This window comes from Sphingomonas sp. BAUL-RG-20F-R05-02 (assembly GCF_022662305.1).
Taxonomy (GTDB): Bacteria; Pseudomonadota; Alphaproteobacteria; order Sphingomonadales; family Sphingomonadaceae; genus Sphingomonas.
Window position 1 is genome coordinate 743,755 of the sequence record NZ_JAKNQH010000001.1, and the last position, 11,738, is coordinate 755,492.

Genomic DNA, 11,738 nt, shown 5'->3' on the forward strand with positions numbered 1-11,738 from the left:
GAGACGACATGCACATCCAGCAGCAGATCGCCGAACGGCACACGCTCGCGGTGATCGTCGATAACGAGCCGGGCATTCTCGCCCGGATCGCCGGCCTGTTCACCGCGCGCGGCTATAATATCGAGAGCCTGACGGTTTCCGAGATTACCGACGACAAGTCGGTCAGTCGCATCACCATCGTGACGTCGGCCAGCCCGCCGGTGCTCGAACAGATCGTGGCGCAGCTCGATCGGCTGGTGCCGGTGCACAAGGTCCGCGACCTGACCGCCGAGGGCAATCACGTCGAGCGTGAACTTGCGCTCATCAAGGTGATCGGCACCGGCGACCAGCGCATCGAGGCGTTGCGCCTCGCCGAAGTGTACCGCGCGCGGGTGGTCGATGCCACGATCTCCAGCTTCGTCTTCGAAGTGACCGGCGGGATCGCCAAGATCGACAAGTTCGTCGAGCTGATGGCGGAAGTCGGCCTGATCGAGGTCGCGCGCACCGGCATCGTCGCGATCTCGCGCGGGCGCGAGGCCGCCTGATCCATTCTACCGAACAACCACCCTCGTCTCCCCGGTGTACGCCGGGATCGACGGTCGGGCGCGCTGCCCGGCCGGCATGACGATCTTGAAGCAAAGGGACTGAACATGCGTGTCTATTACGATCGCGACGCCGATCTGAACCTCATCAGCGACAAAAAGATCGCGATCGTCGGCTATGGTTCGCAGGGCCACGCCCATGCGCAAAACCTGCGCGATTCGGGCGTCAAGGAAGTCGCGATCGCGCTGCGCGAGGGTTCCGCCACCGCCAAGAAGGCGACCGACGCCGGCTTCAAAGTGATGACCACCGCCGAAGCCGCTGCCTGGGCCGACATCACCATGATCCTCGCGCCCGACGAGCATCAGGCCGCGATCTATACGAATGACCTCCACGCCAACCTCAAGCAGGGCGCGACGATCGCGTTCGCGCACGGCCTCAACATCCACTTCGGCCTGATCGAGCCGCGCGAGGATCTCGACGTCATCATGATCGCGCCCAAGGGCCCGGGCCACACCGTGCGCAGCGAATATGTGCGCGGCGGCGGCGTGCCGTGCCTGATCGCGATCCACCAGGACAAGAGCGGCAACGCGCACGACATCGGCCTCGCCTATGCATCGGGCGTCGGCGGCGGGCGCTCGGGCATCATCGAGACCAACTTCCGCGAGGAATGCGAAACCGATCTGTTCGGCGAACAAGCCGTGCTGTGCGGCGGCACCACCGCGCTGGTGCAGGCCGGGTTCGAGACCTTGGTCGAGGCGGGCTATGCGCCGGAAATGGCGTATTTCGAGTGCCTCCACGAACTCAAGCTGATCGTCGATCTGATGTACGAAGGTGGCATCGCCAACATGCGCTACTCGATCTCGAACACCGCCGAATATGGTGACATCAAGACCGGCCCGCGCATCATCACCGACGAGACCAAGAAGGAAATGAAGCGCGTGCTCGCCGACATCCAGTCGGGTCGCTTCGTCAAGGATTTCGTGCTCGACAACCGCGCTGGTCAGCCAGAACTGAAGGCGGCACGCGGCGCGGCGCAGCGACATCCGATCGAGGAGACCGGTGCCAAGCTGCGCGCGATGATGCCGTGGATCGGCGCCAACGCACTGGTCGACAAGGCGAAGAACTGATCTCCGCGCCGGGTCGCCGTCGTGGCGACCCGGCGCTTCGATTGTGAAGCCTGCGGGCAGCGGCGCAATCGCCACAAACGGGGTACCTGCGAAACGATCGGTTGCGGACTCTGGCTTTGACGGGCACGTTCCGCTCGCCCAAGGCTCGCGCACCTCAACAGGAGACCTTCGTGATGCGCCGTTTCATTCTTGCCGCCTCGCTTGCCGCCGCCGCCGTCGCGGTGCCACTGACCGCGCAGATGCACCGCCCCGACATGCTGCACGGTGCCGGTGCACCCACTGACGTCAAGGCCGGCACCTATGCGGTCGAGTCGGGCCATACCCAGGTCGCGTTCAGCGTCAGCCACATGGGCATCTCGCCCTTCGCCGGCTGGTTCTCGGGCGCAAGCGGCTCGATGAAGCTGGACCCGGCCCATCTTGACGCCACCACGCTTAGCGTCTCGATCCCCGTCGACAGCGTGCAGACCACCAGCGGCAAGCTGGTCGAGGAACTCAAGAGCGCCGACTGGCTCGACGCCGGCAAGTATCCGACCGCGACCTTCCGCTCGACCAAGGTGACCGCGCTCGGCCCCGACGCCGCACGCATCGAGGGCCAGCTCACGCTGCACGGCGTCACCAAGCCCGCCGTAATCGACGCACGCTTCTTCGGCGCGGCGACCAACCCGATGAGCAAGAAGCCGTCGATCGGGTTCCTCGGCCGGCTTTCGTTCAACCGTTCCGAGTTCGGCGTGACCAAGTACGTGCCCTTGGTGTCCGACCGGACTGTGCTCGTCATCAACGCCGCGTTCGAACTGCAATAATGACCGAAACGCCGTCCGAGGAAGTCGAAGGCCGGCCCGGCGTCGGCCGGGTCGAGGCATTCTCGGACGGCGTGATCGCCATCATCGTCACGATCATGGTGCTGGAATTGCACCCGCCGATCTCGGAAGGGATGGCGAAGCTGTGGACGTTGTGGCCGGTGTTCCTCGCCTATGTGCTGAGCTACGCATACGTGGCGATCTACTGGGTCAACCACCACCGGCTGTTCAGCCACGCCACGCATGTCACCAATGGGCTGGTCTGGTCGAACATGCTGCTGCTGTTCGCGCTGTCGCTGGTGCCGTTCTCGACGTCGTATCTCGGCGAGCATCATTTCAATCGCGAGGCGACGTGGCTGTATCTCGCGACGATGTTGTTCCCGGCACTGTGCTATACGTGGCTACAGGCGACGATCCGCCGCACTGGTCTCCGCGGCGTCGCCGCCTCGCGATTTTACACCGCCAGCAATCGAAAGGGGATCGCCGCCTCGCTGATCTATGCGCTCGGCATCCCGCTGACGTTCGTGTCGCCTTGGCTGGGCATCGGCTGCGCAGCCGTCGTGGCGTTGCTGTGGTTCCTGCCGCAGAGCCGTGTCGACGGCTGGTTCTCAGGCCGTCAGGCGGACTGAAGCCGCGCGAAGCTGGTGAATTGCGCGCGGACGCTGGGCGACGCGTCGATAGTGAGCGCATCGACGCGGTCGATCGCCGCCTGTCCCGCCGCCTCGCCCGCACCGAGCGACGCCATCGCCCAGTCGCCAAACTCGCGGGTATCGACTTCACGGCGTGACAGCGTGACGACCGCGGCGTGGCGATCGTCCGCCTTGATCCGCGCGATCGCCGTCTCGACCACCGCCGCCGGTCCTTCGAGCGCTTGCAGGAAACGTCGGCCGTTGAAGAACAACAGTCCGCTGATCCCGTCACGCGCATTGTTGCGGCGCGATGCCGACAGGATGCGCGTGAGTTCCGGTTCGCGCATCGCCGGTGTGGCGGTACTGATGTAAATCAACTGCAACATCGGTGCATCTCCTTGTCTTGAGAGGATTTATCGACGGTGTTTGAGCGAATGGTTAACACCAGGGGATTTATTGCGCCGATCAGGCTGGACAAACCGCGTAACGCGACGCTATCGCTAGCAAGGATGACGATCGGGACCGGCCTGCTGCTTCGACTTACGCGCCCTTAGGCGCGACCGTCCCGTTGCGCGGCTTTGCCGACGCACGACGCGCCTGAGGGCAAGACCGAGTTCCCCACCCTTCAGCAAGCGAGATACGCCCATGCTGCGCGATCCTTCGACCAAATACCGCCCCTTCCCGCAGATCGATCTGCCCAATCGCGAATGGCCTTCGCGCACGATCACCCATGCGCCGCGCTGGCTGTCGACCGATCTGCGCGACGGCAATCAAGCGCTGATCGACCCGATGGATGCCGAGAAGAAGACGCGGATGTTCGATCTGCTCTGCAAGGTCGGCATGAAGGAGATCGAGGTCGGCTTTCCGAGCGCGGGCGCGACCGAGTTCGATTTCATCTCCGGCCTGGTGCAGACCAGCCGCATCCCGGACGATGTGACGGTGCAGGTGCTGACGCAGTCGCGCCGCGACCTGATCGAGAAAAGCTTTGAGTCCCTGCGCGGTGCGCCCAAGGCTATCGTCCACCTCTACAATGCGGTCAGCCCGGCTTGGCGCAAGATCGTATTCGGCATGACGCGCGACGAGATCCGCGCAATCGCGATCGAGGGTGCGAAAATCCTGCGCGACTGCGCCGCCGCGCAGCCCGACACCGACTGGTTTTTCGAATACAGCCCAGAGACGTTCTCCACCGCCGAACTCGATTTCTCGGTCGAGGTTTGTGAGGCGGTGATGGAGGTGTTGCGCCCTACCCCCGACCACAAGCTGATCCTCAACCTGCCCGCCACGGTCGAGGCGGCGACGCCCAACGTCTATGCCGATCAGATCGAATGGTTCGGCAAGAACATCCGCAACCGTGATTCGATCGCAATCAGCCTGCATACGCACAACGATCGTGGCACCGGGGTCGCTGCGGCGGAACTCGGGCTGATGGCGGGGGCGGACCGGGTCGAGGGCTGTCTGCTCGGCAATGGCGAACGGACCGGCAATTGCGATCTCGTGACGGTCGCGCTCAACATGTACACGCAAGGCCTGTCGCCGGGCCTCGACCTGTCGGACATCGACGAGATCGTCAACACGGTGAACTATTGCACGCAACTGCCGGTGCATCCGCGCACGCCCTATGCCGGCGATCTGGTGTTCACCGCCTTTTCAGGCAGCCATCAGGACGCGATCAAGAAGGGTCTCGCCGCGCAAGAAGCCAAGAACGATCCGCTGTGGGAGGTGCCGTATCTGCCGATCGATCCCGCCGATCTAGGCCGCAGCTACGAAGCGGTGATCCGCGTCAACTCGCAATCCGGCAAGGGCGGCGTCGCCTGGGTGATCGAGCAGGACAAGGGGCTGAAGCTGCCCAAGCGCTTGCAGGCGGATTTCAGCCGTTACGTTCAGGCGCTGGCGGACGAAACCAGCCGCGAACTGAACGCCGCCGATATCTGGGGCGCGTTCGAGCGGACCTATCTCGCCAAGTCCGGCGACCGGTTCGTGCTTGGCGCGTATGACGAAACGCGGGGACCGGCCAACGAGCGCATCTTCGTCGGCGATATCGAAGTGGCTGGCGAGCATCATTCGGTGAGCGGGCGCGGCAACGGCCTGATCTCTAGCGTAACCGCCGCGCTCGCCGATGGCTTTGGTGTGAACCTTGAAGTGGCCGATTACGTCGAACACGCGATCGGCAAGGGGTCGGACGTGCGCGCCGCCGCCTATGTCGAGTGCCGCACCGTCGAAGGGCGGACGGTTTGGGGTGTTGGCATCGACGAGGATATCGCCACTGCCTCTGTTCGAGCGGTGCTGTCGGCGGCGAACCGGGTGTAAGCGATCGCGGCTACCCGCCTCACTTGGGGAGGGTAGCCGTCACCGCCGCCGAAGGATTTCGCAGCCGATCCGCGCATCGGGGTAGATGTCCGCCTTCACAGTTCGCACCCGCACCCCGACCACGCGACGATCGGTCATCGCTAATGCGGCGATCGCCTCACACAACGTCTCCTGCAACTCAAAATGGCGTGAGCCGGCGAGCGCGTGGATGCCGGTGCGCAGGAAATCGTAATCGACCACTGCGTCGATCCGGTCGGCCGGGGGGGCTTCACCGTAATCGCAGTACAGCCACACGCTGACCAACACGCGCTGCGGCCCGGCGCGTTCCGCCGGATGGATGCCCAGGCCCACGGAAATATCCAGCGTGTCGAGCAACGTGATGTAACTCGCCCGACCTGCGGCGGGGTCGTCCAGATCGCGAAAATCAGTCAAGCGCACGCTCCCGGGTCGCGAACATCACATCGCTGTCGCGGGTGATGAACCGCTGCCCGCAATCCACGAAGATGTTCTGTCCGGTGATGCCGCCGCACATCAGAAGCCATGCCACGGTGCCGGCGATATCCTCTGCTGAAACGGGGCGGCGCAGCAGATTGTCACGCGCTACCGCCTCGAACTCGTCCGCGCTCTGGTCGTGGCTGACCATCGTCAGCCCAGGCGACACCGCATTGACGCGCACGCGCGGGGCGAGCGCCTGTGCGAGCATCACCGTCGCACTGTCGAGCGCAGTCTTGCTGAGTGAGTAGGAGAAGAAGTCCGGGTTAAGGTTAGCAATCTTCTGATCGAGCACGTTGACGATCGCGCCATCCGCGATCCCGTCCTGCCGCGCCAGCGCCGTCGCCAACGCGATGGGCCCGGCAAGGTTGGTCTGGATCATCGTCGCGAACAGATCCGGCTTCTCGTGCGGCGGCCGGTCGAAGTCGAACAGCGATGCGCAGTTCACCAGCCCATCGACAATCCCCCCCGCCGCCGCGCGCGCGTCCGCGAACACCCGGTCGGCATCGACCGAAATGTCGCCGTGGATCAACCACGCGTCCGCGCCGCCGGCGCGCAGATCGCTCACCAGTGCTTCGGCATCCTCGGCCGAGTGGAAATGGTGGACGACGACCCGGTGTCCTGCATCCGCCAGGGTTCTGGCGATCTCCGCGCCAATCCGACGCGCCGCGCCGGTGACGAGAACGGTACGTCGCACGCGGATCAAAGCCCCATCAGCGCGAGCACTTCCTTCCGGCTGCGGTCGTCATCGCGGAACACGCCCATCATGCGGCTTGTCGTCATCGACACGCCGGGCGTACGCACGCCGCGTGCCGTCATGCAGGCATGGCTCGCCTCAATCACGACGGCCACGCCGACCGGCGCGAGATTGTCCCAGATGCAGTCCGCTACCTCGGCGGTAAGCCGCTCCTGCACTTGCAGGCGCCGCGCGAAGGCATGCAGCACGCGCGCCAGTTTCGAGATGCCGACGACGTGGTTTTTCGGCAGATAGGCGATGTGCGCCTTGCCGATGATGGGTGCCATGTGATGTTCGCAATGCGACTGGAACGGAATGTCTTTCAGCAGCACGATCTCGTCATAGCCGCCAACCTCTTCGAAAACGCGCGAGAGGTGATAGGCTGGATCGTCCTCGTACCCGGCACAATATTCCCGCCAGGCGCGGGCAACGCGGTTGGGCGTATCGAGTAGCCCCTCGCGCGCGGGATCGTCACCGGTCCAACGGATGAGCGTCCGCACCGCGTCGGCGACATCGTCCGGAACGACGATCTTGCCGTCGTCGCCGATCAGATCTCCGGATGTTGCGGTGCCCGATCGTTGGTTCATTGCACATCCTCAGTGATTAGCTTCACGGTGCGACGCGCGCCCGACGCTTGGGCGCGATTATCTGCGACGTCCAGAGCAGATACGGTCTGCCTGCTGGCTCCGCAATGGTGGCGGGCAGATAGGGTTCTTGCGGCGCGGCTCACCTGAGATCAAGCCGCCTGAGCGATCAGAATTTGCAACCCCCGGCGTCTCTCTTTATCGAGCGCGCCCCGGCCCGCTTCCGTAACGACACGGGCCATAGCGGTCAGGACGCGCGACATCGAACCAAAGGCGGCGCACAAGCGCACCCACGCTGCGCGCCAGCGCGCAACCGATGTCGCGAAGAACGACACAGCAGGAAGGACCAAAGAATGGCAAAGACCGAAACCGCAGCAGCGCCAAAAACCGGCGGCATCCACGCGCCGATCCAGCCTTCGGAAGATCTGGCGAAGATCGTCGGCAGCGATCGGCTTCCGCGCAGCGAAGTCATCAGCAAGGTCTGGGAATATATCAAGAAACACGATCTCCAGAACCCGGAGAACAAGCGCGAGATCGTCGCGGACGAGAATCTCAAGAAGATCTTCGGCAAGGATCGGGTGACGATGTTCGAGATGAACAAACATCTCGCCGGTCACATGAAGGCCTGAACGGCCCGACGGGGCGCCGGCTCATGGCTGACGCCCCGCAGTACCAAGGGCAGTCGCTACACGGGGCGGAATTGGTGGTCCCGGAGGGACTCGAACCCCCGACGCCCACATTAGGAATGTGGCGCTCTATCCGGCTGAGCTACGGAACCACGCTGCCCTCCCCCTAACCTGCCGCGCTCGCGCGCTCAAGCGTGTCGATCAGTTGATCGTCTCGGGCGGCAGAACCGGAAAGGGAAGCGGCGCGACCGCGACGCCTTCGTCGATCAAGGATTTGGCTTCTGCCAGCGACGTTTGGCCGTGGATCGGCCCCGCCGGCAGCTCACCGGCATGCATTGCCCGCGCCCGTTCCGGGAAAGCCGTGCCGACCCATTCGGAACCGGCCAGCGCCTTTGCTTGCGCTGCTGCCATTGCGCGCATCGCCGCCTTGATCGTTGCCGGGTCTGGCGGTGCATCGGTCATCGCAGAAGCGGCGGGGCGGGTGTTGCCCTTAGCCGCTACGTTCGGCGCCATAACGGCTTTGACCACATCGCCGTCCCCGCAAAACGGGCAAGACAGCAGGCCACGCTCGCGCTGCTCCTGATAAGCAGCGCTCGATCCGAACCATGCCTCGAAGACGTGCGCCTGCGAACAGCGCAGGTCAAAGACGATCATGTGGTCGACACTTCGGGGATGGGTCGGCGGTGCGCGATCACCGGTACGCGTGCGCGCACATCGGCGATCCGTGCCGGGTCTATGTCAGCAAACCCGAGTCCGGCAGCCTCACCCATGTCGAGCAGCACCGTGCCCCACGGGTCGATCACCACCGAATGGCCGTACGTTGCGCGGCCATCCTCATGCGTGCCGGTCTGCGCAGCGGAAACGACATAGGCAGCCGACTCGATCGCACGCGCGCGCTGAAGGATATGCCAATGCGCCGCACCGGTCGGCCGCGTGAACGCGGCCGGCGTCGCCAGCACCGTCGCGCCGGCATCGCTCAGCGCCGCGAACAGCGCGGCAAAGCGCAGATCGTAGCAGATCGACAGACCGAGTGCGCCGACCGGTGTATCGACCACCACCGCATTGGCACCCGGAGCGTAAGCAGCGGATTCACGCCAGCTTTCACCACTTGGCAGGTCGACGTCGAATAAATGTAGCTTATCGTAACGCGCCCGGACCTCACCGGCGTCATCGATCACGAAGGCGCGGTTCGCCAGCCTGCCATCATTGCCGTGTACCGCAAGCGAGCCGAGGTGCACCCAAATGCCATGTTCCCTCGCCGCCGTGCGGGTCGCTGCCAGCACCGGATCATCACCTTCCGCGTGGAGCGAAGCGGCAGCGCGTTTGCGGTTTTGATCGATCAGGCCGGACATTTCCGGCGTGAACAGCATCGCCGCCCCGCTTCGCGCCGCTTCCGCCGCCGCGTCGACGATGGTGCGTGCATTGGCAAGCGGATCGACCCCGCTCGTCATCTGGAGCAGCGCGATCTTCATGCCGCGAGCAGCACGTCCAGCTTGCCGGCGGCTTCCAGCGCGGCGAGGTCGTCGGATCCGCCGACGTGCGTATCACCGATGAAGATCTGTGGCACCGTGGTGCGACCGTTAGAGCGGCCTAACATCTCGGCGCGCTTGGGGCCGCCCATGGTGATGTCAAACTCTTCCACCTCGACGCCCTTCGACGCAAGCAACCGCATCGCGCGCGAGCAATAGGGGCAGAACGCCTTGGTATAAATTTGTGTCTTTGCCATAGGTTTAACGTGTGCAGTCAGTCACCGCTTGTCAATCATGCAGCATCCGAATCGATCACCCGCGCCCAGCACAGAATGGCCACCGAAGCGGCACCCGCCGATAGCAATGCGTCGACGCATGCATCGGTCGTGGCGCCGGTGGTGTAGATGTCATCGATCAGCACGACCGCCCGCCCCGCCACCCGTTCAGGCTTGTCCACGGCAAACGCGCCATGGACCGCCCGGGCGCGTCCTTTCACCCCCAGACCTCGCAGCATCGGCGTGGCGCGTACGCGCCGTAGCAGCATCGGATCGGCCTCGATCTGCATCGTCTTCGCCAGCGCGTCCGCGATCAGCGCCGCCTGGTTGAAACCGCGCGACCAAAGCCGCCAGCGGTGCAGAGGCACCGGCAGGAGCAGGTCCGCCCCCGCCGGCACCAGCCGCGCCATCTGCCGCGCAACCGTTTCCGCGAAGGCGATACGGCCGCCATATTTCAGGCGTAGCGCCAGCGTGCGTGCGACCTTGCCATAGGCAACCGCCGCGAACACGCCGGCGTGGACAGGCGGTTCGGCTAGACAGTTGGCGCACTGTTCGGAAACGCCATAATCATGCTCGAAGGGCGTCTGGCACCCTGCGCACCACGGCGGCGCGAGGAAACGAAGATCACCCCAGCAGGTGGCGCAGAACCGGTGATCCGCCCCGGTCACCGCCCCGCACCCCGGGCAGCGTGGCGGCAGCGCAAGACCGGCAACGAAACGCAAAGGTGCAGCAAGCCGTGACACAGCCCCTTGTCGCGTGCGCGGCGAACCGGCACAAGCCGCAGCGTGAGCGTACCCGATATCTTCGATCGCGCCGCCCGGCGTCAGCACCGTGACCGCGCAGCACCCGGCTTTGCTGGCCATGACTTCGTGCGCGCGGTCATGCTGGACGGCATCCAGGAGCGCCTCGACAGTGTGAAGCGCAGCTTTGCCGACGTTCTCGACCTCGGTTGTTTTGACGCAGGCTTCATGCCCGATAGGTCGATTACGCGCTGCGACGCCGGTCCACGCTTCGCGGCGGCGGCAGGCGGGATCGTTGCCGAGGAGGATGCCCTGCCGTTCGCGGAGGCGAGCTTCGACCTGATCGTATCGGCAGGCGTGCTGGATAGCGTAAACGATCTCCCGGGCGCACTGATCCAGGCGCGGCGCGCACTCCGACCCGACGGGCTGTTCCTCGCGGCGTTCGTCGGCGCAGGGTCTCTCGCCACGCTCCGCGCCGCGTTACGTGTGGCAGAAGGCGACCGGCCAGCGGCGCGCTTACACCCGCAAATTGACGTGCGCTCGGCCGGCGATCTGCTGATGCGGGCCGGCTTCGCGCTGCCGGTAGCGGACAGCGAAACACTCAATGTGCGGTACGGGGATCTCGGCGGCTTGTTGCGGGATCTGCGCGGCATGGGCGCCAGCAACGCGATGGTCGGGCGGCGGCCGTTACGCCGCGATACGCTGGCCATGGCTTATCAAGCGTTCGCGGACCTTGCCGATGCGGATGGACGCGTACCTGAGCGTTTCGAAATCATTTTCATGACCGGCTGGGCACCCGCGCCATCGCAGCCACAGCCCGCGCGACGTGGCAGCGCCACGGCCTCGCTGGCGGCGGCGCTGAAGATACCGGACGCTTAAGCAACGCTGATAAACGCCACGATCAGGAGCGCGGGCCGTATACAAGCAGGCAATTCAAAGGCGCTGGAAGACGACTTCAGACCGTCGCATCAGCTCCCGAACGTCAGCCGATCATGCCTTCGCCAGCGCCTTTGGCGAGCATGCGACCGATCGCATCGAACAGTGAATCCATCGCGACGGGCTTGAACAGCACCTCGTCCGCGCCAGCCGCGATGCAGCGTTCGCGCAAGTCGATCGCGGTGTCGGCAGTGATTACGATTACCGGCAGATCTGCCTTAGCGTCGCCGCGTGCGCGAATATGGCCAAGCGCGGTCAAACCGTCCATGCCCGGCATCCGAAGGTCGAGCAGCACGATGTCGAAATCACTCTCATCAATCAGGCCCAGTCCGATCTCGGCGCTTTCGGCTCCGATCATGGTGGCGCCAGCCACATCAAGCATATCATTCACGACCCGACGATTCATCGCATCGTCTTCGATGAACAGGATCTTCATGGCCGGTGGCCGGCGAAGACCGTCAAGATTTGCTCACGTTTCATGCCATGCTCATTATCGGA

16 protein-coding genes and 1 tRNA gene are annotated in these 11,738 nt (G+C 64.6%); 7 read left to right on the forward strand and 10 right to left on the reverse strand.

Annotated elements, in window-relative coordinates:
• Positions 1 to 8: 8 nt before the first annotated feature.
• From ilvN to L8F97_RS03545, 4 genes are all read left to right on the forward strand, one after another.
• Positions 9 to 524 (forward strand): acetolactate synthase small subunit, encoded by a 516-nt coding sequence (gene ilvN / locus L8F97_RS03530; protein WP_242146591.1) that lies wholly within the window; start codon positions 9 to 11, stop codon positions 522 to 524.
• Positions 525 to 629: 105 nt separating this feature from the next.
• On the forward strand, positions 630 to 1,649 hold the full coding sequence (gene ilvC / locus L8F97_RS03535) for a ketol-acid reductoisomerase (protein ID WP_242146592.1): 1,020 nt from the start codon (positions 630 to 632) through the stop codon (positions 1,647 to 1,649).
• Positions 1,650 to 1,822: 173 nt separating this feature from the next.
• Positions 1,823 to 2,449, forward strand: coding sequence for a YceI family protein (locus L8F97_RS03540; RefSeq protein ID WP_242146593.1), 627 nt, complete (start codon positions 1,823 to 1,825; stop codon positions 2,447 to 2,449).
• A complete protein-coding gene (locus tag L8F97_RS03545) occupies positions 2,449 to 3,075 on the forward strand; it encodes a TMEM175 family protein (RefSeq protein ID WP_242146594.1) in 627 nt (208 codons plus the stop codon). The genes L8F97_RS03540 and L8F97_RS03545 overlap by 1 nt, the downstream gene beginning before the upstream one ends.
• Here L8F97_RS03545 and L8F97_RS03550 read toward each other — a convergent pair.
• Complete coding sequence (locus L8F97_RS03550; RefSeq protein ID WP_242146595.1) at positions 3,063 to 3,461, reverse strand: BLUF domain-containing protein; 399 nt, start codon at positions 3,459 to 3,461, stop codon at positions 3,063 to 3,065. The two genes, L8F97_RS03545 and L8F97_RS03550, sit on opposite strands and share 13 nt — an antisense overlap.
• Before the next feature lie 259 nt (positions 3,462 to 3,720).
• Between L8F97_RS03550 and leuA the strand changes: the two genes are divergently transcribed.
• Complete coding sequence (gene leuA / locus L8F97_RS03555) at positions 3,721 to 5,382, forward strand: 2-isopropylmalate synthase (RefSeq protein WP_242146596.1); 1,662 nt, start codon at positions 3,721 to 3,723, stop codon at positions 5,380 to 5,382.
• Positions 5,383 to 5,421: 39 nt separating this feature from the next.
• On the opposite strand, the gene L8F97_RS03560 is transcribed toward leuA, so the two are convergent.
• Genes L8F97_RS03560 through folE form a run of 3 tightly spaced genes read right to left on the reverse strand, consistent with a single transcriptional unit; the run spans position 5,422 to position 7,197 of the window.
• Positions 5,422 to 5,814: a dihydroneopterin aldolase gene (locus L8F97_RS03560; RefSeq protein WP_242146597.1), complete on the reverse strand. Its 393-nt coding sequence runs from the start codon at positions 5,812 to 5,814 to the stop codon at positions 5,422 to 5,424.
• Positions 5,807 to 6,571, reverse strand: coding sequence for an SDR family oxidoreductase (locus tag L8F97_RS03565; RefSeq protein WP_313931891.1), 765 nt, complete (start codon positions 6,569 to 6,571; stop codon positions 5,807 to 5,809). The genes L8F97_RS03560 and L8F97_RS03565 overlap by 8 nt, the downstream gene beginning before the upstream one ends.
• A 5-nt stretch (positions 6,572 to 6,576) precedes the next feature.
• A complete protein-coding gene (gene folE / locus L8F97_RS03570; protein WP_242146598.1) occupies positions 6,577 to 7,197 on the reverse strand; it encodes a GTP cyclohydrolase I FolE in 621 nt (206 codons plus the stop codon).
• A 350-nt stretch (positions 7,198 to 7,547) separates the two neighbouring features.
• Here folE and L8F97_RS03575 point away from each other — a divergent pair, with 350 nt between their 5' ends.
• Positions 7,548 to 7,823: an SWIB/MDM2 domain-containing protein gene (locus tag L8F97_RS03575; protein ID WP_242146599.1), complete on the forward strand. Its 276-nt coding sequence runs from the start codon at positions 7,548 to 7,550 to the stop codon at positions 7,821 to 7,823.
• A gap of 72 nt (positions 7,824 to 7,895) precedes the next feature.
• Here the strand turns inward: L8F97_RS03575 and L8F97_RS03580 are convergent.
• The 5 genes from L8F97_RS03580 to L8F97_RS03600 form a co-directional block, all read right to left on the reverse strand.
• Positions 7,896 to 7,972 (reverse strand) — tRNA-Arg (locus L8F97_RS03580).
• A 49-nt stretch (positions 7,973 to 8,021) separates the two neighbouring features.
• Positions 8,022 to 8,474 (reverse strand): DUF1178 family protein, encoded by a 453-nt coding sequence (locus L8F97_RS03585; RefSeq protein ID WP_242146600.1) that lies wholly within the window; start codon positions 8,472 to 8,474, stop codon positions 8,022 to 8,024.
• Positions 8,471 to 9,292 (reverse strand): carbon-nitrogen hydrolase family protein, encoded by an 822-nt coding sequence (locus L8F97_RS03590; RefSeq protein WP_242146601.1) that lies wholly within the window; start codon positions 9,290 to 9,292, stop codon positions 8,471 to 8,473. The genes L8F97_RS03585 and L8F97_RS03590 overlap by 4 nt, the downstream gene beginning before the upstream one ends.
• Positions 9,289 to 9,546 carry a glutaredoxin 3 gene (grxC, locus tag L8F97_RS03595; RefSeq protein ID WP_242146602.1) on the reverse strand — a complete coding sequence of 86 codons (258 nt, stop codon included), beginning with the start codon at positions 9,544 to 9,546 and terminating at the stop codon, positions 9,289 to 9,291. Before grxC ends, L8F97_RS03590 begins: the two co-directional genes overlap by 4 nt.
• A 35-nt stretch (positions 9,547 to 9,581) precedes the next feature.
• Positions 9,582 to 10,307, reverse strand: coding sequence for a ComF family protein (locus L8F97_RS03600; RefSeq protein ID WP_242146603.1), 726 nt, complete (start codon positions 10,305 to 10,307; stop codon positions 9,582 to 9,584).
• Positions 10,308 to 10,349: 42 nt separating this feature from the next.
• Here L8F97_RS03600 and L8F97_RS03605 point away from each other — a divergent pair, with 42 nt between their 5' ends.
• Positions 10,350 to 11,183, forward strand: coding sequence for a methyltransferase domain-containing protein (locus tag L8F97_RS03605; protein ID WP_242146604.1), 834 nt, complete (start codon positions 10,350 to 10,352; stop codon positions 11,181 to 11,183).
• Between the two features lie 103 nt (positions 11,184 to 11,286).
• Here L8F97_RS03605 and L8F97_RS03610 read toward each other — a convergent pair whose 3' ends face one another.
• Positions 11,287 to 11,676 (reverse strand): response regulator, encoded by a 390-nt coding sequence (locus tag L8F97_RS03610; protein WP_242146605.1) that lies wholly within the window; start codon positions 11,674 to 11,676, stop codon positions 11,287 to 11,289.
• Positions 11,677 to 11,738 lie beyond the last annotated feature (62 nt).

What these genes read in the sequence shown, in the direction of transcription:
- ilvN (WP_242146591.1), top strand. Translation starts at nt 9, where the DNA reads ATGCACATCCAGCAGCAGATCGCCGAACGGCACACGCTCGCGGTGATC.
- ilvC (WP_242146592.1), top strand. Translation starts at nt 630, where the DNA reads ATGCGTGTCTATTACGATCGCGACGCCGATCTGAACCTCATCAGCGAC.
- L8F97_RS03540 (WP_242146593.1), top strand. Translation starts at nt 1,823, where the DNA reads ATGCGCCGTTTCATTCTTGCCGCCTCGCTTGCCGCCGCCGCCGTCGCG.
- L8F97_RS03545 (WP_242146594.1), top strand. Translation starts at nt 2,449, where the DNA reads ATGACCGAAACGCCGTCCGAGGAAGTCGAAGGCCGGCCCGGCGTCGGC.
- L8F97_RS03550 (WP_242146595.1), bottom strand. Translation starts at nt 3,461, where the DNA reads ATGTTGCAGTTGATTTACATCAGTACCGCCACACCGGCGATGCGCGAA.
- leuA (WP_242146596.1), top strand. Translation starts at nt 3,721, where the DNA reads ATGCTGCGCGATCCTTCGACCAAATACCGCCCCTTCCCGCAGATCGAT.
- folE (WP_242146598.1), bottom strand. Translation starts at nt 7,197, where the DNA reads ATGAACCAACGATCGGGCACCGCAACATCCGGAGATCTGATCGGCGAC.
- L8F97_RS03575 (WP_242146599.1), top strand. Translation starts at nt 7,548, where the DNA reads ATGGCAAAGACCGAAACCGCAGCAGCGCCAAAAACCGGCGGCATCCAC.
- L8F97_RS03585 (WP_242146600.1), bottom strand. Translation starts at nt 8,474, where the DNA reads ATGATCGTCTTTGACCTGCGCTGTTCGCAGGCGCACGTCTTCGAGGCA.
- L8F97_RS03590 (WP_242146601.1), bottom strand. Translation starts at nt 9,292, where the DNA reads ATGAAGATCGCGCTGCTCCAGATGACGAGCGGGGTCGATCCGCTTGCC.
- grxC (WP_242146602.1), bottom strand. Translation starts at nt 9,546, where the DNA reads ATGGCAAAGACACAAATTTATACCAAGGCGTTCTGCCCCTATTGCTCG.
- L8F97_RS03610 (WP_242146605.1), bottom strand. Translation starts at nt 11,676, where the DNA reads ATGAAGATCCTGTTCATCGAAGACGATGCGATGAATCGTCGGGTCGTG.